This is a genomic window from Halalkalicoccus paucihalophilus (assembly GCF_001593955.1).
GTDB classification, from domain to species: Archaea; Halobacteriota; Halobacteria; order Halobacteriales; family Halalkalicoccaceae; genus Halalkalicoccus; species Halalkalicoccus paucihalophilus.
Window position 1 is genome coordinate 251,363 of record NZ_LTAZ01000013.1, and the last position, 24,296, is coordinate 275,658.

Annotated in this window: 14 protein-coding genes and 2 pseudogenes; 9 read left to right on the forward strand and 7 right to left on the reverse strand. The window is 54.8% G+C overall.

All coding sequences use genetic code 11. From position 1 onward, the window contains the following. Nucleotides 1-36 precede the first annotated feature (36 nt). From HAPAU_RS16530 to HAPAU_RS16545, 3 genes are all read left to right on the forward strand, one after another. A complete protein-coding gene (locus HAPAU_RS16530; RefSeq protein WP_157078522.1) occupies nt 37-2,655 on the forward strand; it encodes a glycogen debranching protein in 2,619 nt (872 codons plus the stop codon). A gap of 780 nt (nt 2,656-3,435) precedes the next feature. After that, on the forward strand, nt 3,436-5,598 hold the full coding sequence (locus tag HAPAU_RS16540) for a PAS domain S-box protein (RefSeq protein WP_066385015.1): 2,163 nt from the start codon (nt 3,436-3,438) through the stop codon (nt 5,596-5,598). 986 nt (nt 5,599-6,584) lie between these two features. Continuing rightward, complete coding sequence (locus HAPAU_RS16545) at nt 6,585-7,958, forward strand: metallophosphoesterase (protein WP_066385016.1); 1,374 nt, start codon at nt 6,585-6,587, stop codon at nt 7,956-7,958. An 11-nt stretch (nt 7,959-7,969) separates the two neighbouring features. Here the strand turns inward: HAPAU_RS16545 and HAPAU_RS16550 are convergent. From HAPAU_RS16550 to HAPAU_RS16565, 4 genes and pseudogenes are all read right to left on the reverse strand, one after another. Then, nucleotides 7,970-9,211 (reverse strand): annotated as a pseudogene (locus tag HAPAU_RS16550) (RNA-guided endonuclease InsQ/TnpB family protein). A gap of 313 nt (nt 9,212-9,524) precedes the next feature. Next, nucleotides 9,525-10,022 (reverse strand): hypothetical protein, encoded by a 498-nt coding sequence (locus HAPAU_RS16555; protein ID WP_066385017.1) that lies wholly within the window; start codon nt 10,020-10,022, stop codon nt 9,525-9,527. Nucleotides 10,023-10,095: 73 nt separating this feature from the next. After that, a complete protein-coding gene (locus HAPAU_RS16560; RefSeq protein ID WP_084383838.1) occupies nt 10,096-11,628 on the reverse strand; it encodes a sodium:solute symporter family protein in 1,533 nt (510 codons plus the stop codon). 5 nt (nt 11,629-11,633) lie between these two features. Continuing rightward, a complete protein-coding gene (locus tag HAPAU_RS16565; RefSeq protein ID WP_157078523.1) occupies nt 11,634-11,945 on the reverse strand; it encodes a hypothetical protein in 312 nt (103 codons plus the stop codon). A 916-nt stretch (nt 11,946-12,861) separates the two neighbouring features. Between HAPAU_RS16565 and HAPAU_RS16570 the strand changes: the two genes are divergently transcribed. Both HAPAU_RS16570 and HAPAU_RS16575 read left to right on the forward strand, forming a co-directional pair. Then, nucleotides 12,862-14,058: a Cdc6/Cdc18 family protein gene (locus HAPAU_RS16570; RefSeq protein ID WP_066385019.1), complete on the forward strand. Its 1,197-nt coding sequence runs from the start codon at nt 12,862-12,864 to the stop codon at nt 14,056-14,058. Between the two features lie 301 nt (nt 14,059-14,359). Beyond that, nucleotides 14,360-15,865, forward strand: coding sequence for an FGGY-family carbohydrate kinase (locus HAPAU_RS16575; RefSeq protein WP_066385020.1), 1,506 nt, complete (start codon nt 14,360-14,362; stop codon nt 15,863-15,865). Nucleotides 15,866-15,951: 86 nt separating this feature from the next. On the opposite strand, the gene HAPAU_RS16580 is transcribed toward HAPAU_RS16575, so the two are convergent. After that, nucleotides 15,952-16,998: an LLM class flavin-dependent oxidoreductase gene (locus HAPAU_RS16580; protein WP_084383839.1), complete on the reverse strand. Its 1,047-nt coding sequence runs from the start codon at nt 16,996-16,998 to the stop codon at nt 15,952-15,954. Nucleotides 16,999-17,199: 201 nt separating this feature from the next. After that, the gene (locus tag HAPAU_RS16585) at nt 17,200-18,303 is read right to left on the reverse strand and encodes an NAD-binding protein (RefSeq protein WP_066385021.1); all 1,104 of its coding nucleotides are present in this window, start codon (nt 18,301-18,303) and stop codon (nt 17,200-17,202) included. A 311-nt stretch (nt 18,304-18,614) separates the two neighbouring features. Between HAPAU_RS16585 and HAPAU_RS21185 the strand changes: the two are divergent. Further along, nucleotides 18,615-19,083: pseudogene (locus HAPAU_RS21185) on the forward strand (zinc ribbon domain-containing protein); the annotation flags it as partial. 225 nt (nt 19,084-19,308) lie between these two features. On the opposite strand, the gene HAPAU_RS16590 reads toward HAPAU_RS21185, so the two are convergent. Continuing rightward, nucleotides 19,309-19,827, reverse strand: a complete 519-nt coding sequence (locus HAPAU_RS16590) for a DUF6789 family protein (RefSeq protein WP_066385023.1) — start codon at nt 19,825-19,827, stop codon at nt 19,309-19,311. 349 nt (nt 19,828-20,176) lie between these two features. Here HAPAU_RS16590 and HAPAU_RS16595 point away from each other — a divergent pair, with 349 nt between their 5' ends. The 3 genes from HAPAU_RS16595 to HAPAU_RS16605 all read left to right on the forward strand — a co-directional run bounded on the left by HAPAU_RS16595 (nt 20,177) and on the right by HAPAU_RS16605 (nt 24,264). After that, complete coding sequence (locus HAPAU_RS16595; RefSeq protein ID WP_245634195.1) at nt 20,177-21,031, forward strand: polysaccharide deacetylase family protein; 855 nt, start codon at nt 20,177-20,179, stop codon at nt 21,029-21,031. A 567-nt stretch (nt 21,032-21,598) separates the two neighbouring features. Continuing rightward, nucleotides 21,599-22,918 (forward strand): M14 family zinc carboxypeptidase, encoded by a 1,320-nt coding sequence (locus HAPAU_RS16600; protein ID WP_066385025.1) that lies wholly within the window; start codon nt 21,599-21,601, stop codon nt 22,916-22,918. Next, nucleotides 22,915-24,264 (forward strand): S8 family peptidase, encoded by a 1,350-nt coding sequence (locus tag HAPAU_RS16605; protein WP_066385026.1) that lies wholly within the window; start codon nt 22,915-22,917, stop codon nt 24,262-24,264. Before HAPAU_RS16600 ends, HAPAU_RS16605 begins: the two co-directional genes overlap by 4 nt. Nucleotides 24,265-24,296 lie beyond the last annotated feature (32 nt).

Here is a 24,296-nt window from a genome sequence, read left to right on the forward strand (position 1 = left end):
GACAGCCACGACTATGCAATTAGCCGACGACGACTCATGCAAGGCGCCACAACAATGGGACTCATTGGCGCAACAGGACTTGCCAGTGGCGACACAAAGCGCTCAAACACGCAAGTGGTAGAGGGCGCCCCCGAATCGCCGACGCTTTCGATCACAGAACGGCTTGAGGATCGTCGATACGTTACCAGCGGAACGCGAGCGTATATCGCAGGGATCCAAACCGGCCGGTTTCCAGCGATGGGCTGGCACATTGGCGGCGAGATGGAAGGAGTCTGGAGCCCGCCGCTCAAACTGCTCGACGGAATTTGGTTCGAAGTGAACGGAGAGTCGGTTGGTCCGGCGACCGAGTTCACACGGGGCTATGGCTTCGTCAAAATGGATCTTCCTACTAGTAGCGGGATCTCGCTTGAACGAACGGAGTTCGTCCCCGACGACGAGCGTGTTGCACTCATCGGGCTCCATTTCACTGCCGAAGAGAACACCACCATCGAGATCGCTGCAGAGGCTCACTCAGAACTCACGACTGCCTATCCGTGGAGCGACACTGATCCCTCGCAGACGGAGTTTAATCTCGAAGACGAGGGCGAATTCGACGGCGAACGACTGGTCTTTCGTTCCGGGGGGACGCCGCCAATCGAGAACGCTGGCCAGCGCGACTGGGCGGCCGCCGTCGGTGCGACGCTCGAGCCCGTCGGGGGCGAAGCTGGTGAGGACTTTCGTGGTCCTCAGGACGAGTGGGAGACTTACGATCCCAACGCGGGGGAAGACGAGGACGCGGAACTTGCCGATGGCTCCAAGTTCGAACGCCACGATAACTCCGTCTTTGGCCGCGGAACGGGCGGGCGGCTTGAGTACGAACTCGAGGTCTCGGCAGGCGAGACACAGACGATTTGGTTCGCAGTCGCAGGCTCCGAATCAGGGGCCGACCCCGCCATCGAGGCGTGCGAGGCGGCGCTCTCGGATCCAGAGGAAGCGCTCTCGGTAAAGATTGAAGAGCGACTCGAACGCTACGAACGGACTCGCCTCAATCTACCCGGGAACCGCCGACTTGAAGAGGCGATCGACTGGACCAAACAGAATCTTTCGGACCTCGTCCAGGAGTCGAGAGACTTGCAGATTCGGGTGACTAATGCCGGCGAGAACTATCCCGAGCCATCGGGAACCGTTGATCGGGCGCGGTTCGTCGGTGCGGGCTATCCCGATTTTCCGTGGCTGTTCGCTGTCGACGGCGAGTACACGACATTCGCGAGCGTCGCACTCGGGCAGTTCGAGCCGATTAAGGAACACATGCGCGCGCTTTACGAGATCAGCGAGGTCGCAAATGAGGGCTCGGGGAAAGTCGTCCACGAGGTGATTACTGACGGATCGGTATACTACGGTGCGAATGATGATCCAGGCAATACTGACGAAACAGCGAAGTTCCCCAGTGCGGTCGCGACGATCTGGCGCTGGAGCGGCGACGACGCGTTTCGCGACGAGCTCTACGACTTTGCACGACGGAATATGGAGTACCTCCTTGCGGAGTTCGGCGGTGATGAGGGCTGGCCGGTCGGTGAAGGCAACGTTGAACGTGAGGGAATGGGCGAGCGCGTCATTGACAACGCTGTCTACACAATTCGCGGATTGTATGATCTGGCCGACATGGCCGTGAGTAAGGGTGATGACGAGACCGTTGCCTGGGCGACCGAGCGTGCCGACGAGATGCTCGACGAGTTCAACCAGACCTGGTGGGTACCCGAAGCTCCGAGCTACGCTGACTCGCTCGATGATGAGGACGACACGCCACTGTACCACCGCCATTGGATCGGGCTAACGCCATTCGAGATTCAACTTCCCGAGTTCGGAGACGACGATCGAGAGCTCGGGATCACGGGCGACGTTGACGCTGACAGTGCACTCTCACTGCGCGAGACTGAGTGCTTCGGCGGGATCGGATCGCCCGAGGATGATTTAGAAGGCGAGTGGAACATCGGGCTCTATCATACAGGCGCACCGGGCTGTGAGCGCGAGGAGTACGACTATTCGGAAGACCATACCGAGCGCAATATCTACACGCTCAATACTGCGATTATGGCGATCTCAGAGGGCAACTACGGCCGCCTTGGTAACGACAAGCAAGGGAGATTCATCGACGCGAACGCCTCGCTGCAGTTACCTGAACCCGACGAGATCCCTGGCGCGATGCCAGAGGTTGTCCCCTCACCAGAATACGGTCGCTCAATCAACCAACCCTTTACCGATCGGCTGATGGCACTGCAGGCATGGGGGTCTTATGGAACAGTCTGGCCGGTAGTTGGTCAACAACTCGGTGTCAGACCTGATATGGGTCGTGGTCGACTAGAGATCACCCCACAGGTCCCGCCTAAGGAGTCGCAAATCGGCGCAGAAAACGTTCGTGTGGGCGACGGATCGATCGACGTCCAGGCGCAGGCCGGCGATGGCACGTACTCGACGACTGTCTGTGCTGACGCTGATGTGTCACTTAAACATCTTATTGTTGGTCACACTATTCCGGAGGATATCGAGATCGTCAGCGTCGCCCTTGACGGGGAGGACGCCGACTGCGAAGTACGCAAGACCAATCGTGGATGGGAGGTTGTTACCGAAGCCGATCCTGATGGTGAACGGACACTAGTCGTTGAGACCAGTCGGTAGGACGCCTCATCTTGCGGTAGCGAGGAACCTCCCCGGTTTATTCAAGGTGTTTGAGAATGCCTTCGCGAATCACATGGCGCCGCACAGGGACGAGTTTGGTTTCTATTCTCGGCCGATTTGATAAGACGTTACTCATGAAAATATTCCATTCTTGGCTGAGACGACAGACGATATTCTGTGAGCGGGCTATTCTTTCGTTGAGTGAGTTGGTTGGGTTAGGGTCGTAGGATGATTTGGCATTGTTGAAAACTCACAAGCGGTGATGGGTTTCAGAAGTTCTGCTGAATACAAAGCGTATACAGTGTAACCATACCCAGTACGGGCTCGTAATGACGTGTGATCTCTGCTATCATCTCTTTCGCAAGATATTTATTATATTACATAATAAATAGAATACTATCGAGCGAAATAGTCTGTGATCGATCGGACCTACACCCCATACCGTTCGTTCGGTCCCATGGCCTACTTTCGATGACCCACACCCTTCACCATGGTAACGACACATTCAAGCCGTATTTTCGCAAGCATTGACATCCTCCTCGGCCTAAAGGGCGAGGATTCCCCAAAGGGGAGCTCAAGGTTGCACGTTTCCTTAGGACACAAGGACGCTTTCGCGTGGTCCCGTCATAGGTTGCCTCCCAGTAACGCAACCACGTTGCACATTACAATCCCCGCGCAGATCGTGTCTGACTCCCAATCTCCGCTCAGAGCCCAAGACGATGTCACCGACACGGTCAATGGCAATCGATTTGATGTTGGAACCAACAAGGGGGTCAACGAGTGAGATACTCAGTTACTGATGGTGGTGGCGATACGATCCGTATCCTTCACGTCGACGACGAGCTAGATCTAGCAGAATTGACTGCCGCTTTCCTCATGCGCGAGGACAACCAATTCAGTATCGAAATGGCATCAAACGCCAGCAACGGGTTGGACCGCCTTTCTGAGACACAATTCGATTGTGTCATCTCGGATTACGACATGCCTGGCCAGAATGGTATCGAATTTCTGAAAACGATCCGTGAGAAGTATCCAGACCTGCCGTTCATCCTGTATACCGGTAAGGGGTCAGAAGAGATCGCCTCCGATGCGATCTCTGCGGGCGTAACCGACTATCTCCAAAAGGAGAGTGGGACTGACCAGTACACGATTCTGGCAAACCGTGTGCGAAACGCCGTGGAGCGATATTGGATTGAACGCGAGGCTGAACACATGTGGACCCAGCTCGAATCGATTGGGAACGAACGCGAGCAAATCATCGAACGTGTGACCGATGCGATCGTTGAAGTAGATTCTGACTGGCGGTTCACCCTCGTCAACGAGCAAGCCGAAGACCTCTACGAGATGTCCAACGAGTATCTCCTCGGACGGGACTTCTGGGACGTGTTCCAGGACGCGAAGGACACTCGGTTCGAGACGGAGTACCGACGGGTGATGGAGACCAGAGAACCGACCTCGTTCGTAGAGTATTTCTCCCAACTCGATGGCTGGTTCGAAGTCGAAGCCTATCCGAAACGAGATGGTGGAATCGCGTTTTATTTCATCGAAGTCACAGAGCAACGTGAGCGACAACAGGAACTCGAAGCAGAGCGGAGGTTTATCTCCGAGGCACTAGATGCGTTGACTGATATTTTCTATGTGATTAACCCGGAGGGTACCCTTCGGCGGTGGAACGAACCCATTGTAGAAGTGTCCGGGTATTCGGAGGCGGAACTAACCGAAATGAGCGCAATCGAATTGTTCCCTGATGACGAACAGTCGCGCATTGCCGAGTCGCTCGAGACAACGCTGGAAACGGGTGCTGATAAAATAGAGGCTGAGATCCAAACGAGCGACGGTACCCAAATACCCTACGAGTTCGTCAACCGACGGCTAACCGACTCCAAAGGAGAGCTCCTCGGTGTTGTTGGAATCGGCCGCGACCTCACCGATGCGAAAGCCCAAGAGCAGGAGCTCCGCGAGACGAAACAACGGCTCGATCTCGTTCTTGAGGGGACCAAAACGGGCATCTGGGAATGGAAGATTGGTATGGACGAAATTGAGTGGGACAACACATTGGAACGAATGTTCGGACTTGAGCCCGATTCGTTTGAGGGTACCTACGAAGCCTTCGCTAAGCGTACCCATCCGGATGACCTTCCCCGGGTCGAGGAGGCGATGAATCAAGCCATCGAAACTGACGAACTATATCACACGGAATTCAGAATGATTCACGAAGATGGGGACACGGTCTGGGCAGAGGTTCAGGGAGTCGTCATCAAGGAGGAAACCGAGCCTGATCGGTTGATCGGTCTCTACCACGAGATAACCGAGCGCAAACAACGCGAGGAACAGTTAGAGATGTTTGCCTCTGTCGTTAGTCACGACCTGCGGAATCCCCTCAATGTGGCGAGCGGATACCTCGAACTCACCCAAAAGGAGTGTGAAAGCAATAACCTCGATCGTGTCGCGGAGGCCCATGACCGGATGGACAGACTGATCGAGGATCTGCTCACACTGGCACGTGAGGGCGATAACGTGACTAATATCGAACTAGTCGATCTGACAAGCCTCACCGAGAATTGCTGGAGAACCGTTGCGACAGCGGAGGCGACACTCACGACCGATATCAACGGGGTGATTCGAGCAGATCGAAGCCGCCTCCAGCAACTCGTTGAGAACCTCTTCCGGAACGCGGTCGAACACGGCGGCGAGGACGTGATGGTCACTGTTGGAGAGTTGGTGAATGGTTTCTACGTCGAAGATAACGGACCGGGTATCTCTGAAGACGAACGCGACGACGTGTTTGACGTAGGTTACTCCACCGCTGAGGACGGAATTGGATTCGGTCTGAGTATTATCAAACAGATAGTGGATTCACACGACTGGAACGTACGTGTGACAGACGGTACCGATGGTGGCGCACGTTTTGAGATCACAGGCGTCGAGTTCACTGCTGAGTAGATGCTCTGTATGCAGCATCTCATTTCTGCCATATTCTGAGTATTTCAACAGAGTACTGATTGTACCAGCTGCGACTGTGGCGTACGGACTCCCATCTTTTGACGTGGCCAGCCTTGTGCAACAATTCGCTTCTTGGATACAGAGTGTTGCACAAGGTAGTCTCTCTTGAAGGGGAAACCACCTCTGTTTGTTCAACGGCTACGCTCCTCACCGCCAGCCGACAGCGTACGTATCTCTCGATACTGCTGGGGGATGCCGTCTCGACAGCCCGGAGTTCGAATGCATCCGGATTCCGTTGACGGGGTACAGTAAGGGGTCGTGGGTAGTCAGAGAGCTGCATATTGCGGTCCTTACTGAAGGGAGCTGCAACCATGTATTGATCACCGACTGCGTGGTTTGTTGGATTATGGAATGCGAGAACGACTGTTGCGGTCGCAAACCCGATACCAGGGTCGACGTAGGTGCTCTAAAGAATACCCATCGCTCGTCGACGGACATGACACAGCTGATGCGCAATTCCGCTGTTATCGTAAAATTTGGCTCTGGTCAACCACCCCGCCCTGAACGCCTTCGGCGTCATCAGAACGCTCCGCGTTCTGAGTGGCTAACGAGACGCGAAGCGTCTCGTCAACGTCGTCGGTCCGTCCTTCGGGGCCGGTTGACGGCGGCCCGTCCCAAGCGAGGAACCAAACCGTCCCCGCACCGCAATATTGGTTCGGCACCCATTGCTGGGCTGTCTGAAGCCCGCCACAGGACTACATACGACGACGGGGCGGGCGATACTACCTGTTTCGCCCAACTTCGCCACGCGATTTCTCGCTACCGCCTGTTGAAAGAGAAGCTCCGCCGTTTACGGCCGGGAGGATGTCACTAGCGCCTCTCAGAGACTGGAGATTAGTCTCGACCAGTGTGGATCACGAAGTCAGGTACGAAAACAGGGAAACCACTATCATGTCACTACTGGTAGTACACTGGACGGCATCTAAATGGCTACCGAGTACGTCTTTATCAGCGATCTTCATATGGGCGGTGATGAGCAACTCACTACACTCGATTTCGAGGACGAACTCGTCTCCTTTCTCGAAGGCCTGCGCAAGCGCGGTGGTGACGTCGAGTTGATCATCAACGGCGACGCCTTCGGTCTCTGGGAGTACGCGGAGGTCACCGGCTCCGATAAGCTCGAACGGGTGATCGAGGATCACCCTCGCGTCTTCGAACAGCTCCGCGCGACCGGCGAAGAGATCGACATCACGCTCATGCCGGGCAACCACGACTATGACCTTGCCTGTTACCCGTCCTACGTGAACCGGCTTGCGGAGTACAACCTGATCCTCGAGCCCGAGATCGTCCTCACCCGCGAGGTCGCTGACGGAACGGTTTGGATCGAGCACGGCCAGCAACACGACGCGAACAACCGCATGCCCGACTGGGGCAACCCGGACGCGCTGCCGGTCGGCTACTTCGTCGTCCAGCGGATCGTCGCCGCCGCCGGGCGTTATTCCGAACACGCTAGAGGCGACTGGCTCCGCGACATCCAGTCGGTCGCGCCGATGGAGGAGATCCCACGTTGGCTGCTCTCGAACTACTTTTATCGGGAGATGAGCCCGCTCTTGCGGACGATCGTCGTTCCACTGTTGCTCTTTTTCAACATCACGATATTCTACCTAATCGGTACCGTCCTCGAGGCGATCGGACTCCTTCCGCCACATTTTTTCACCAACAACGCCCTGGTTCGGGCCCTCGGTGCTGCCGATTACGTTCTTGAGCTCATAATCGCCATCAACATCGTCATCATCGGCGTGTTACTCATGCTTGCGATTCCGCTCTGGCTCTTCAGGCGGGATCTGAGGCAAACCCTCGAACGCTTCGGCGTCATGCTGTCCGGGGTGCGGGTCGGCCAGGGTGACCAGCCGTTTCTGAACGCAGCCAAGGACGTCTTCGATTCACACCCCAACGTAGCCGTCTTCGTCTACGGACACACTCACCGCGCGTCGCTCACGAAATGGGGCGATCGCGTCGTCGTCAATACGGGAACATGGCTGAAGAAGCTCCAACACGTCGAAACGTGGTTCTCTCGGCTTCCCGGGCTCTACTATCCTTCGTTCCGGCTGAACTACTTTCGAATCGTTCCCGAGGGCGATCAGATCGTCGTCGAGTACGAGCAGATCAAGACGAACCAGCCGCGGGACCTCACTTGGTTTCAACGACTGGTCGCGCGTAAACCGCCGGCGCCGACATCGATTCCGGAACGCACGGTAGTCGATCCTGCAGGGACGCTCGAGCTTCCGGGCGGGGAGTCTGCCTCCGATTCCAAATCGACGACTGATGGCGAGCCAGAACGCGACTCGATCACTCGGTGAACTACCATACCCTACTCGCTCACGGCTGACGCCGTTCGCTCCTTGAGGGTAGGGCTTCCTGTTTCCACGACGCGCTTTGCAGATACAGCCGTATCCACAGGGAGCGCAGTCTCCACAGGCGTTGATTCGGAGTATCCCACTCCTATATCTTCGATGCCGCGAGAAAGAATGTTCCACGCCGCGTTCGCATCTCTGTCCGCCTCAAATCCGCAGGCGGGACAGGAGTGTTCACGAACCCACAACGGTTTGTCAGTCGAAACGCCACATGACGTACACTCTTTAGTCGTCCCTCTCGGGTTGATCGCCACGAAGTGCGTCCCCTCTCGATTGCACTTGTATTCCAGTAGCGAGAGGAACGTCCGCCACGCGGCGGAGGCGGTATTGCGGCTGTTCGACGGCGATTCTATCATCCCCTTGACGTTCAGGTCTTCGACTGCTACGAGGTCATACTCCCGAGCGTAGTACGCCGAGAGTTTGTGTAAGAAGTCGCGGCGCTTCCGTCGGAGGTCGGCGTGGCACTCCGCAACGCGCCGCCGTTGCTTCTCGTAGTTGTTCGACCCGTGCTGTTTGCGCGAGAGCTTCCGTTGCTCGCGCTCCAAGCGTTCACGTTCGTTCGAGAGGTCGAGCGACTCGACCGCCGTGCCGTCAGTGTCGTGGGCGTACTTGAGAATCCCTACGTCGATACCAACCACGTCGGTCAGTTCGTCGGGTTTCTCGGGTGGTTCGCGGTCCACTTCAACCCCGAAGGTGGCGAACCATTCGCCCGTCGGTTCCTTCTTAACCGTGACCTGCTTGAGTGTCGCGTCGTCGGGGATGGCGCGGTGAAGCCGTATCGGTATGTCCGCAAGTTTCGAGAGTGACAGCACAGTCTGACCGCCCTTCTTGTCGAGCTTGAAGCCAGACTGACTGTACGTGAAACTGCGGAACTCGCGTGGCGGCTTCCACTTAAGTTGACCGACGCCGTAGCTCTCCTTGAGTCCGCCGAGTGATTTGACGTTCTGCTCGATTCGCATGACCGCAGTTTGCAGAACTGTCGAGTACACGTCCGAGAGACCATCCCACCAACCTTTCAGGGACGGTATTTCGTCTTAGATGGACCGAACACGCTGATTGAGCGTACCTGCGTCCTCAGGGATTTGGTCAAAGCGGTAGAGAGCGTGATTGTACAGTTGCCTACAAATGTCCCGGTGGCGGTCCAACTCCTCGCGGTGGGAGTCGGACGGCTTGAGACAGTACTTGTAGGCGTAGTACATCCGTTACTCGTGTTCCTCGATATACTCGTCGAGTCGCTCGCGGATGAACGACGAGAGGTTCAGGTGGTGTTCCTGAACCCACTCGTGTTGGTCCTCTCGGAGTGTGATTGTGGTCCGCTTCACCGTATGCATAGTATATACTCTATGCACGAAAACGTTGCGACTACGTGGGCCTGTGGGCCTGTAACCGTAGAGTGGATGAGAACTGTGCGTCGCTGTATCCCCCCCCCCCCCTACTCGCGCCTTCGGCGCTCGTTGAGGAAGGGGGCTTAGCGCCTACTTTCAGCTAAATGACCGAGCTGAGCGGATGAGCTTAGAGGTGGTACCAGTATTCCCACAGCAGTCGGACCTTGTACCGGAGCAACACTGCGAGTTGAAAGCCGACGTGGTGGTTCACCTTCCACGGCGGCCGGTCGCTCTCAGCGATCACCCGGTTGATGAACGTGGCCATGGCTTCGCGGGTGGTATCATTGACCTCCTGTAACGTCACTACCGAGAGCTCATCGGTCAACTCTTCGCGGCGTTTCTCCGGGAGAACCAACGAGAGTGCCACACTGCTGACGGGGTCATGTCTCGCTCGAATAATTTCGATCCGGAAGTGAACCGGTTCGGAGACGACGATCCGCTCGCCTGTCTCATCGGCGCCGAGCATTGTCTGTTCTGTCTGGGTAGTCGTCGTCTTCTCGACAGTGTAATCGTAGCCGAGATCGTTGAGCACGCTGGTTGCGAGTTCCAAGAATCGATTGGGACTCAGGCCGCAGAACGCCCGCCACTCCGATCCGATGAGCAGCCCGATAACCTTCCAGAACATGATGGCATACGTGAGTGGTGGACCATCAATGCTGCGTAGGATCCCGATACGGTCGACCCGAAAGGATTCAGGATCAGTCGTCGTCGGTACCGACAGTGACACCGGCATTAGCTCCGGATTCGGGGACAATGGAGTCGCTGTGGAACGTCTGAAAGCCGACGAGCTCCTGGCCGGTCGGCTGCCGCGTCGCCAAGGAAACCACGAAGAACACAACAATTCCGACCGGTACGGCAATCAGCGCCTCAGCGAACAGCGGGCCCATTACATCACCGAACAGCAAGGCCCCATACACCAGAAAGCCCGTGATCATGGCCGCGATAGCGCCCGGCTCGTTCGCGCGTTTCCACCATGTCCCGATCGCGACCGCGGGGAAGAGGCCGCTCGCGAGCCCGCCTGTCACTAGCGTCGTCATCGTGGCGATCAATCCCGGCGGATCAAGCGCAACCAGGGCCGTCGTCAGTGCGCCACCCCAGATGACGACCTGGCCTACGATAAGCTCCTGACGCTCGGAGAGATCCCACTCAAGCGTCTTAGGAATATCGTGGCTGATGCTCGCGCTCAACGCGACCAGCAGCGCGTCGGTAGTTGACATAATCGCCGCGAGCAATCCGGCGGCGCCTAGTCCCTGAACGATTGGGCCGAAGTACTCAGCGAGGATCGCGTAGTAGAAGTAGTCCGGATTGGCGAGATTCGGTTCAACGGCCGTCGCAGCGCCGGCAACAATGTATGCCGAGAGACCGAATGTGGCAATGTAGAGCGGCACCATCCACATGAATCCTCGGCGTGCAGCTCTGTCGCTCTCGCTTGAGAGTATCCGCTGACCGAACTGCGGGAGCGATAACACTCCGAGGACCCATACTAGACCAATTCCGAGGTGGGTGATCCACGGCTGGTTCGATCCCGCAAACTCGGAGTTGGCCGCAAGCGCCGCCGACAGGGTCCCACTGACACCGCCAAACTCCAGTAGGATCAGCGGAATGGGGAATACCGAGAGAATCACCATCATGATTCCCTGGATGAAGTCGGTCCAAGTGACCGCCCACATGCCCCCCAGCGAGACGTATAGCGCAAAGCCAATCGCAGCGATGATCACACCGAGACCGTAGCCGAGCTGTGGCAGGACGAAGTCCATTGTGATACCCCCCGCGGTCAGCTGCGGGATCATGTATGCCCAGGCGGCAATCGCGAAGATGAGCGCGCCGACCAAGCGCACTCGCTTGCTCTGGTAGCGCATCTGGAGGTAAGCTGGGACTGTGTAGACGCCTGCTCGGCGGATCGGTCCCGCTAGAAAGATCATCGTAAACAGCCCACCGGCGGCGACGGCAACAGCCACTAACATCCCAAAGCTTGCGCCGAAGGCGTAGGCGAATCCACCAATACCGAAGAAGGAGCCGGCACTCGCGAGCACCGCGTAGAACGCAAACACCTGGGTGTAGGTTTTAATTTGTCCGCCGGCAATCCAAAAGTCGCCCGTCGACTGGCGCGAGCGCTTGAAGTAGTAGAGACCGATCCCAACAACGACCGCGAAGTACGCGATGATCACTGCGACTGCTAGTGGACCGCTCTCGACCTCAGGGGTTACTCCCCCTTGCAATATCACCCTCATGAAGATTATTGCTCACCTGTTATGGCCTGGTTGCGCCCAATCCAGTACTCGTAGACGAAACCAAGGACACCAACGACGAGTCCCCACGCTGCAACAGTGTAAGTCATGAGGGTCACGCCTCCACCGCCGCCATCGAGACCTGGCATGATCCCACCGAATAGAACGAATGAGACAGCTACTAGGAGGCTGATGACGATTGTTGGTTTATACCCCGCTGTCAGATTGATATTTACGTCTTCGTATGAGATCGATTGCACTCTTGTCGTGTCCTCACCGTTTTCCGTGGTTTCGAGTGTTGACACTCTTCCAGATGCCATGATAATTGAGGACATACAGGGGAGGGTAAATAAAACCCCCCGGTGAAGTTCACATAACCAGCAAGAGAGGACACTGAAGGCAGATTTACAGTGCTATACTATTTATTCTCACGAAGCACGCGCGAGCACGGACCGCTCTTCGTAGTCTCTGTAATCCGGTTTCGGTCTCAAGCCAAAGGACTGTACGCTGAGAGGTTAGTGATCCCGAATATAAACACAAAGCGAGCCATAACTGTATTTATGACGCAATAAGAAGAATAGAATAGATTGAAACGGTTAGACACCCCGGGTTGCCGCTGTAAACTACCAATAACACCGACGAAGAGACGTCTTATCGGAATAAGAGGTGAGAGACCTATCAATCACAGAGATGCACCCCCAATTGCCGCTGTAAAAGCGAATAGAATCTTGAGGTGAACACCGCCACCCCGGAATGCCGCTGTAAGATTGCTCGACCATACCCAAGCAGAAGTCCTTGTCAATTGCTGATGCTCAGGAACAATTCGGATTGATTATGTTTCAGTACCTTTATTACCAATAACGTTATTCGTTACCGTGCTACACTTTTGTCTAATTGAGATGGCAATCGCTTTTGCCATCGAAAAGCCGAACAAGTGGTCTCCATCCAATGGCGGTTATCCCTCTTATTTACCGTCGTAGCGTGACTATTCCAGTCGCTACTCCGCTCAACCTTGGTTTCAGGTGGGGTCACCATCTCATTCCTTACAGCGGCATTCCGGGGTGTGAGGATCCTCTATTTTTACAGCGGCAATGAGGGGTTCTTAGCTCCGTTCCCGCTATACTCTTCTCTTAACCCTCACAACGGGCGTTTTTCATTCTTATGGAAAACACATAATGTCTTACAGCGGCATTGTAGTGGCGAAGATTCATACTCTGTCCCTGAGAAAACCCCTCTATGGGCGAGTCAAAATCATTCTTCGGCGATCCTGATCCGATCTTCGCCGACAAAGAGCTTCTTCGGGTTAGTCACCTTCCTGAAGGGGATCGAATTATCGGTCGAGATGACGAACTCCAAAGCCTTGCGAAAGCGATCAAGGACGCACAACGCGGTGGAACACCGAATAATGTCCTAATTTATGGGAAAACAGGAACTGGAAAGAGTCTTTGTTCGAAGTACATCACACGCGATCTCGCCGAGGCTGCTGCCGAAAATGGTGTGCAAGTTGGTATCGCGTACGTTGATTGCTTCCAGGAGTCGACTGAAACACAGACAGTTCGAACTATCGCTGAATCGTTCAACGATCCCGACGAGACGGATATCACCGTTCCCCACTCGGGTGTGAGTACATCCAATTACTATCGGCGACTCTGGAAAATCCTCGATGCTCGCTTAGACGTAGGAATCGTCATTCTTGACGAGATCGACAAACTCGAGAACGATAACGTGTTAATGCAACTCTCGCGTGCAGCAGAGGCAGGCAAAGTCAACAACTCAACACTCGGCATCATTGGGATCAGCAACAAGATCCGGTACAAAGACACATTGAACGAGCGCGTAAAATCGAGTCTTTCCGAGCGTGACTTCGTGTTCCCTCCGTACGATGCCTCCCAACTCCAAGCGATCCTTCGATCGCGGGCAGACGCCTTCCGTGAGGATGTACTCAATGAAGACGTGATTCCGAAAGTCGCAGCACTCGCTGCCCGTGAACATGGTGACGCACGGAAAGCGATCGATATTCTCCGTTACGCTGGTGAAATCACTGACGAACATGGCGATGATTCCGTTAGTGTTGACTATGTCGATGAAGCGCACGATCGCGAAGAACAAGCTCGACTCTCGGAACTTATCTCGAAACAGCCGACACACTCGAAGTACCTCATGCTAGCGCTTGCGCTGCGAATGCAGGAAGCCGCTGAGGACGAGCCGACGATTCCTTCGAAACAGATCCATTCTGCCTATCAAATCGTCTGTGAACGTGAGGGAGCTGAGCCACTAAAGATACGCCGAGTTCGAGATCTTCTCTCCGAACTCGCGTTTCTCTCACTTATTGAGCAAGAGCGAAAGGGACGAGGAAAAGGAAAAGGAGCGCACACTGTCAATGAACTCGTTGACGATCCCGAAATTGTCGTTGAAGCCTGCCGGTCTGCCTGAATCCACTCGTTTCTTTCGCGCACTGGGAAACTCTTCCCGGTACTGTAGCTCTTCACATTACCTTGTGCAACAACGATATCAAAATCGATCCGTTGCACAAGGGTTCTGCCCCTGATGACTTATTCACTAAATCTGGAATTCGCCGCTTAAGCCGGTTGTTAACGATGATTCAATCAATAGAAATCACTCAGTTATTAAAGTTACCGAGCAAGACTCATCTCAAAGTAGATAATAGTCCCTCCGACGTGTTGATGGCGACCGTCCATAATCACTAACTCGACTGGCAGTAGCGTACTGACTAATGGATATCCTTGTGGGTGTCGACGCCGGTACATCACTGATCAAAGCGATCGCTATTACGCCGGCTGGAAGTGAGATAGCACTGGCTACGCGATCTCTTTCGACTGATCATCCAGAGCCCCGATGGGCCCAACAGAATATGAACACTGTCTGGGAGCAGGCCGCTGGCTGTCTTGGGGATCTCCTCGAGCAGCTTCCACGTGATGGGACGATTCTTGGTGTGAGCATCGCAGGCCAAGGTGATGGCTGTTGGCTGATCGATAGCGATGGTGAGCCCGTTCGCGATGCTATTCTCTGGTCGGATAGTCGAGCCAGCGAGTATATCGATCAGTGGCGCACTGATGGGACGCTTGAAGAAATTGAGTACATCTGTGGGTCAGAACTCTTTCCGGGTACTGTACTCCCGCTTCTCGCGTGGTTGTCCGATGAACAGTCCCACTACCTTGAGACGGCAGCGACGCTCTTGTTCTGCAAGGATTGGCTCAGCTACAAGCTAACTGGAGAGCGAACGACGGATCTGAGCGATGCCTCGCTACCACTACTGGACATTTACGAACAGTCGTATTCGGATGCCGTCTGGGAGACAACAGGCTTAGCCGAGTACATGCACCTTCGGCCGAACCTGCAGCCGGCGGGGTCTGTTGTTGGGTCGATAACGGAACCTGCGGCAGCGAGGACTGGCATTCCAGTTGGAACGCCGGTTGTAATGGGACTGTTCGATGTCGCTGCATCCGCCATTGGATGTGGTGCCGTCTCCGAAGGTGATTCGGTTTCTTCGATCGGGACCTCAGTGGTGAACCAATCACTGGCATCGACACCACGCGTCGATTCGACGACGATCCAGGTCGCTCTATGGGAAGACCTCTATACAGAGGCGGTTGGCTCAAATGCAGGTACTCAGAGTATCGAGTGGGTACGCAACGAGATTGTCGATAAGGGCAACGCTAGGTATTCGGATCTGGAGACGGCTGCACAATCGGTGCCGGTGGGGGCAGACGATCTTCTGTATATCCCGTATCTTAGTCCAACTGGCGAGCGAGGTCCGTTCGTCGATCCGAATGCACGAGCACAGTTGTTTGGCCTGGAACCATCGCATACGACCGCTCATATCGTTCGAGCGGTGTACGAAGGGCTTGCATTGGCACTTCGAGATTGTTACGAGGCGATTCCGAATACGGTCTCACAGCTTTACGTAACCGGTGGGCCCACTCGGTCGACGTTTTGGAATCAACTCGTCGCGGACTGCATGGGCGTCGAGATCCTCGTTCCGAATAGTGCCGAACCGACTGCAGTTGGCACAGCGGTGCTTGCAGGAGTCGGTACTGACTGCTATTCGGATCCTACAGTTGGTGCGAGTCAGGTTCTGTCGGCTCCGGATCGGTATCAGCCGACTACTGCTGTGACCGAAACGTATGATCTACTTTACGAGCAGTATGTACAGATCCGCTCACGTATGACGGAAATTTGGGCGCTTCACGCTGAGACCCGATCGCAGCTGTCTGAATGACGATTTTGCGTCTGACACTACGAATCGGCAATATCATTTACATGAAAACAGGCGCAAAGTCTCGCCCTTCAGGGTGGGGTGGATTGTCAATGTATTCTATCTGCGATCGACGAAAATGCTCGAAGTTGGTGACGTTGATCAGTGGTGGGGAACCTGACGACGAACTGTTCGACGCCCGCTTCAATGTACTCAGCCAGCAATGATTCGACTGCCGCGGATGTTCCGAACGCACCTCGTTTCCGGATCTCTGCGTCCGAGAGCAAGCGATCAGACTGATAGGTGACCTGATCTCCGTAGTAGTTGTAATAGAACTCGCGTGCGTCGTCAAGGGCCTCTGATTCGGAGTCAGCGATAACCACGTCGAGATAATAGCCCGGCGTGAACGTCTCGACGGGTCGGTCGGCTTCTCTGAGCAGCTCTCGAATGTGATCTAAGCCTGCAGCATACGTATCGGGTGCCATCGCGATTGGGAGCCACCCGTCGCCATGGTCAGTAAGGCGACGCCGTATCGTCCGCGGAAATCCCCGACTTGGGTCGAAGGCAGCCGATGCAACGTAGAGTGATGGCGAATGCGCCGGTTTAAATCCGATTGCCGCATTCTCCAAGTTGTACTGATCGCCGTTGTGGGTGACTGCAGTTCCCTTCCAGAGCTCGGAGATGATGGCTAGTGCTTCGTTGAGTGTCGCCCCACGCTGCTCATCGTCGATACCGAGTTGTCGCATCTCTTCGCGTTCGGGCGGTCTGACGCCTACTCCGACACCCAAGGATAAGCGACCACCGCTTAGCTGGTCAAGCGTTGCCGTCATGTGAGCGACGTGCACTGGATGACGAAGCACCGGCAGATACACTGCAGTTCCTATTTCGATCGAATTGGTCGCTGCCGCGACGGCAGCGAGAGTGACGAGTGGCTCGAAGCGTGGTTTCGCGAGGACGCTGTCACCCACCCACGCCGAATCGTATCCGAGTGATTCGGCACGCTGGGCGAGAGCAACGATATCAGCGCTGGCGCGGGCTGTGAGTTCCGTTGTCGACGTGCTTGAAAAGACGACTCCCCGTGTCGGGAGTAAGTATCCGAATGTGGTCACGCTGATCTTATCGAAATTGAGAACGGCGATCTTAATAACTGTGCACATACCACATTTCTCGCTTGCTGTCGTCGTTCGCTCCGTGCTTGGCTTGAGGCTTCGCTGGGAACGGGATTTCCTGTTTCTACAACGTTGTCAGACTCAAAGAGTCTGACAGTCAATCAGATATCTCTGGAATCTAATGAACGCATTTTGCAAGCTACTCTATGCGAGACTGCCTGCAGACGGCACGGCGAAAATCGATCGCGTTCAGCTATCATGCCCACCGAGGGCAGCATCAACGGTCGCTGCCCCGAGTATCATCTGCGGATCGATGACTACGTCGACACCGAGTCCTTCGAGCGTCTCAACATCGGCTTCATGACTCACAGCGACTAGGTGTACTGACTCCACTCTGTCCCGGACAGCACGGATGATATTCGGTGTGTCCTCCGGTCCTGTGACGACTACAACGGCTGTCGCATCTTCGATACCGGCTCGTTCGAGTAGCCTTCCGTTCGTGGGGTCACCGGTAATGACTTCGGCATCGATATCGGATTGCTCGACAGCGGCTGTGTTCTCAGTGATAATCGTGAACGACGTCCGTTCGGAGAACTCGTTGACGATCGGCGCTGCGAGGTCACCGTATCCGAGAACAACGACGTGATTCGAACGAGCAGTGGCTTGTGAGGACTCGTTGTGCACACCTTTCGAGAGCTGTGCCCTGAGAATGGGACTGAATACGGAGCCGGCGGTCGCGGCGATCGTTGCAGGGCCGAGAACGACGAGGGATGTCACAAACAGTCGAGCTTCCTCCGTCAATGGATGAATATCACCGTAGCCGACCGTCGTTGCCGTAATGAGGGTGAAATACAACGCGTCGAGAACCGTTTCGACGTCGTCGAACCCGGCCCGTAGCGCATAGGTCCCGGCAGTCCCATAGCAGACGACGCCAACGATAGCCGCCAGTGCGCCCAGTTGCGTATCGCTTATCGAGATCTGACGCGTGAATCGATCACTCGTGAGCGTGAGTACGATGAGTCCACCGACCGAAAGGACGGCGAGCGGGATCGAGAGGAGCCGTAACTGGACGATGCCGTGAACTGCCGCGAGAAAGATGAGCACTCCGGCGACGAGGTAGGCGAACCGATAGCCCCGCTGCATCCCCCACGCTGTAACAAGCAACGCAAATCCGAGGACTGTCCCGCTGAACCCCGCGATTGACCCGATAGTACCGAGAAATCCGGACACGCCAACGACTGGTTCGGTTATAATGGCTATCACGCCCGTTGCGATCGAGACGAACGCGATCGCAACGACGCTCTCGATCGCCACACTCTTTCCCGGCTTGTAGGCATGCAGATAATCGAGCATACCCCATCCACCATCCCGACAGTAATAAACGTCAATCAAAAAATACAATGCGTTCTCGGATACGGTTTCCTCCGATACGGAGGTGAGGGACGCATGGTTCCAATCTGGAGAGCGCTCACAGGGCGGTCAGCCCTCTTTGTGGATAGTGCAGCCGACTTCGCGAACGTGCTTGCGGCCTAGCTCGGAGAAACATCCAACTGGCACCAAGATGATGTCTGGCTATCTGATGAGGCAGTTTACGGATCTACTTCCGATTCAAATTTCAGCTCTCTCATATCGGGCTTCTCATAAACCGTGGAATTGATATCAACCGACAACGGACGCGCCGACGGGACCACGCTATGAACGCCGTTGCCCGCGACCTCGTAGAACGCCTCTACGACGACGGTGTTTCGACAGTGTAGGTCGGGGATTTAACTGACGTTCTCGAATCGAATTGATCGGTTCGGGCGAACGCGAAAACGCACAACTTCTGGGCGTTCCGGGCGTTCATCAACCGTCTCGCCTGCGTTTGCGAGGAACATGGTACCGTCCTCGAAGCGCGGTCGGAAGCGTGGACCTCGCAGGAGTGTCCCGACTGTGGGGCGTGAGAGCCGACTGTGCGCCACGAGGATACGTTGACGTGGCCCTGCGGTCGAGGGGCACGCGGACCTCACGGCGTCAGAGACGTTCTTACAACGCGAAACAAGCGGCGGAGACGGGCTGATGGCACGGTCTTCGCGGTTCAAGTGGGACAATCGTTCATGGTCAGCGTCATCATGCGCTTGTCTCAATGAATAGCGTGAGAACCCGCACGTTGCCTCCGTGGGTCGGTAGCTGAACCCCAACGGAGGAATCTCGCCCCTTTAGCGGCGAGAGGATGTCAAAGATGCTTTGGGTACGCTGGTACCGGATAGAGTCCAAGAGGTTAGAAACCGAGTAAGCTACCACGCCCTTTAGGATGTGGCAGTCCCCCACAATGAGATGTCAACCAACCCTTGGCGGCGACTAGGTAAAAAGGTGGGTCTATACACTGTGTTGAGGAATTCCGACTGTTCGATGGAGCACGTAGCCAAGGGTGATTCCATAAATCCAGTGGGAAACAAGCGAAATGATAATAAAGAGCCCAACAGTCAGAAGACCCCCAGTGGGCCAGAATGCGAAAAGAAACCCGACCCACGTGATGGATGCAAACGTCATCCCTCGAAGGTAGCGCGGTTCCTCGGGGGGCAGGAACGCCCCTGCGATGAGAAAGAGTACTGGTAAAATAGTGGCTCCACCAACGACGAACAGCACGATACCGACTGCCAACGACGGTTCAAACCCTAGATATCCTCCGAACTGTGCGAATTCAATAATAGATTCGGTTTGGAATATGTTGAAGACTATCGGTACGCCTCCGAGAAGAGGGAGCATCAATAGCATCCCCAAGAGTCCCCCACCCATCGCGATGGCAATAACGCGAAATGTAATGAGGAGCCCTGCCTCATCTAAGGCCGGTTCCTCGCCTGTAATCGTGCTTTTCGGATTTGGTTCTTTACTCATTGATCTTCTTAGAACGGTTAGAGTTCAATCATGTTAAATGTTAACGTTTATCTCACACCATAATCTGTCGGTATTAGACGAGAATTTTAGCCCACTCAGTGAATTATCTCTCTAATAGTGATCGAACCAGCGAGAACAGAGATCTCTGTGAGACTACTGATATTCAACCTAGTCAAATATCTTTCTTATTGTCGCCTTCATCGAGCGAGAATTGGAGATAATAAAAAGGACCAAACTCGAGAGGTGGACTACTCTACCACTGGGGAATCGTCGTGAGGGGAGTGAGCGGTGGAGAAAAACCCATCAGACTACCGTCACCTCTATCGTTGGTGGCGTCGTAAAAGCTGGTATGACAACAGCGACCGTGTGTCTCTCGATTCACTTCGATGCGGTATCAACGTGGCTGTGGTCGTACGATTCATGGAACATGCCAACAAGACACTCTCGTGGGGTCTACGGTGCGGACGTCGGGGCTCCCCGTCTACTCGAACTCTTCGATCAGTACACAGTTCCATCAACATGGTGCATCCCAGGTCACACAATCGAAAGCTTCCCAGAGGTCTGTGAGGAGGTCTACGCCCAAGGACACGGCGTTCAGCACCACGGATGGACACATAGGGGGCCCTCAACGTACGAGAGCAAGGATGCAGAAAAACGGGACATCGAACGAGGTATCGAGTCCATTCGCGACCTCACTGGCGTGAAACCGAGTGGGTACGCGTCACCGGCCTGGGATTTCTCCGAACATACGCTTGATATCCTCCAAGAGCTGGGTTTCGAGTGGGATTCGAGTGTCATGGCAGCAGATTTTCGACCGCATTATCTCTATGGAGGGTGGGCAGCCCCCGAAGACGGCCCGTATCAGCGTGGTGAACCAACGGACATCGTCGAACTACCAGTGTCGTGGGAACGTGATGATTTCCCTCCGTTTACGTATACATGGTCCCGACCGCACCGGATGGGATACGTCTCGGAAGACACGATCTTTCAGAAGTGGTACGACCAATTCGACTGGATGTACGACAATGTTGAGGATGGTGTGTTCGTGTTGACGTTGCATCCGCAGGTAATCGGTCAATCGCATCGACTGATGCGACTTGAAGCGTTCGTTCAACACGTACAATCGAAGTCCGGGACGAGGTTCGAAAAGATGGAGACCGTTGCAACCGAATTTCGCAACGCAACCCCTCAGAAAACGGACTGAACGCCGAACTTCCGGCTCTTCGCCGCGAAACGATATCGGAATGACGTCGTCAACTACCCCGCTCTGAACGCCTTCGGCGTCATCAAAACGCTCGGCGTTCTGAGTGGCTAACGAGACGCTTCGCGTCGTGAACGCTGTATCCCCTCCTACTCGCGCCTTCGGCACTCGTCAAGGAAGGGGGCTTAGCGCCTGCAATTAGCTAATTCGCGATGTCTGCGTGTCGAGATTGTGTAGTCGTGGGCCGAATACCGCGTTGATAACGGCGTTTGAGTGCTTCGACGATGAGTTGAATTTGGTCTATAGCCGAGAGTTTATATTCTATCCAACAAGCCTCGAGGCATCCGCGCTGTGTCTTCTGTGAAACAGGGCAGTTCGCCGTGATCGAACTAAAACGAAATCGAGCTAATGAGACCACTGCTATCATAACTACAAAGTTACAATACCAATAAAAGAAAATAAAACTATCATATAACTACAGTTATCTATAATAAGATGGAATTAACACCTTTAATAGATGTACAGTATTCAAGAAGAGAATCAACGACCCCCTAGAAAATACCACCAGCGATGAAACGAAGACTATTCCTGAAGACAACAGCAGCATCGTTCGGGCTGGCGACCGTTGGGATGGCAAGCGCCCAACCAGACCGAGACAAATATCGACCAGGTGGGCCAAAGCTCGGCAGTTCAAAATCGATCAATCTGAATGCGTTCCATACGAACGAAGAACTCACGAAAGAACTGGAAACCATAGATCGGAAAAGTGACCGTGTCTCCCTGGAAGAGATCGGCCGCTCGGCTGGACGCAATGATCCAATCTGGGAAGTCCAGGTTGGTAACGGCGATACAAAGGTCCATCTTATTACACAGATCCACGGAGACGAGGCGATTGGAACTGAGGTAGCGCTCAAAGTAATCAAGAGCCTCGGTATGAGCAACTCACGGCAGGCCAATCACATCCTCGATAACCTTTCGTTCACCATCATTCCACGGGTCAATCCCGATGGTGCGATGTACCATTATGACTTCGACGGTGATGGCGATGCCGAGTGGGTTGGTCGTCGTCAGAATACTCAATCCTGGGCGGAGGGAGAGTCGGAATATCGGCCATATTATTATTCTACCTCTCCCGGTGGCGATCCAGGCTACGACATGAACCGTGATTTCAATATCCGACCACCGTCAGAGTTCAACCCGCGAACGGACGACAAAGAGGAGTGGTGGTCCGATGAGCAATATCTGGATATGCCGTATGAGGGATATACGCTCTTCGGGAGTGGCCTGCGGTTAGCGCCTGAAGTTAGGGCCGTCACAGAATCGTTTATCGACGCTGATCCCGATTACGCGATTACGCATCATCACAAGGGCGGGAACCTCTATCCAGACACTGGTGATGAGAACAAACCTGCCAAACAGACTCTCATGAGCGTGATGGCAGCCTACGGCGAGGATTACCTCGAGCGTTCACCGTTCTATCCCGCAACTCATGAGCCCGTCACAGAGGCTGTCAACCCATTCCTTGATTATGAAACGAGTACACGCTCGATCAAGCTGAACTCGCTAGTGATTGACGCACTGGCTCAGCGGGGTAACAGTATCTTCGACAGTATCACCCGATATGGCTACTACCCACTATGGGGGTCGTACCTTGACAGCTTGAGTCCTAATATCGCCAACGATGGCGATAGCGTCGCAGGAATGCTCTACGAAGTCGCCTATCAGACCGACGATCTCGGTCAGAAAGGCCTTGGTCGACAGATGGAACTCACGAAAGTCGGGTTCCTCGAATCGTTCGACGCACTCGCCGACGATCCCGAACTGGCGGATTACAGCGTTGAGACGTACTTTGATACCCCATTGTACGGAGAGGGGATCCAATCACGATGACACAGTCACATCTTCACCGTCGACACGTACTGAAATCAGCAGGTGTATCGCTCAGTGCTCTCACACTGGGATCGTCGCTTGCGGCGGGTGAGTCGACCCAACGGTTTATCGTTGATAGCAAGAGCCTTCGGAATGAGGATGATGTCGAGATCATCCATGATCTGAGTCCCGTTAACCTTCTCGTGGTGCAGGCAACCGAAGAGCAGCTTAGCGGTTCGCGAGCCGAGTTTACACCGGATATGCGTATGGCACGCGACCCATACCAACCGGTACGTCAGGAGACGATCGACTACCCTGAGGAAGGCGATGACCTGTACCGATATCAGTGGGATAAGCAGGACCAAGGAATTCCCGAGGCTCATGATATCACCAGGGGAGAAGGGACGCGAGTCGCGATCATCGATTCCGGTATTGCGGCTGGGCATCCTGATCTCGATGGACAAGTCGACCTCGAGCTCTCGAAAAGCTTTGCTACCGACGAATATGGGATCGGCGAACCCTACGGGGGAGCACACGGCACACACGTTGCAGGTATCGTTGCCGCCAATGACCAAACGGAAGGTGGTGTTATCGGTTCCGCCCCCGGGACTGACCTCATTGATCTGCGTGTTTTCGATGCAACACTCAACAGTCGGGGCCGGGAGGAACTTCCTCCTGAGTACTGGGGTGAGACATGGATGGGGTCGGTTATTGCGGCTCTCGTTTACGCTGCCGAGATCGGCTGTGACGCTGTGAATCTTAGCCTCGGTTGGACGTGGAACATGCGCGAAGAGGGCTGGGGTACATTCTGGGGTAAAGTCCATCAGCGCGTCGGGAACTATGCACGACGACAAGGCACTCTCCATACGCATGCGAGTGGCAACTGGGGTGAGAGCCTCCAATTTAACCGAGACGAGACGGATTCGTCCCAAACTGCTGGTGGAATCACAACCAGTGCGACGGGTCCACATGGATTCGATCCTGATACTGGCGAGTATGAGGAACCGCCCCACTCACCGGCGACTTATACGACACATGGTGTTGGTGCGATCGACATCGCTGCACCGGGTGGAAAAGGTGGTGAGTTCAAGCATGATGACGTCGTAAATACGGTCGCGTATCCACAGTTCGCTGAGGATGGTACGTATCTCGGTGCTGAGTACGGATATGACTGGTTTGCAGGGACCTCGATGGCTGCACCTCAAGTGGCGGGGGCAGCTGCCCTCGTAAAGGGCAACAATCAGAGCTACAACAGCAATCAGGTCAGAAACTCGCTTCTGAAGACTGCTGTAATTCCAGACGAGTATGCGAAAAAGTACTACGGGCGAGGTGGCTATCTCGATACCTTGGCAGCACTACAGGAGTAGCCTCCTTCGATATCGTCGAAGACGAGTCCGTA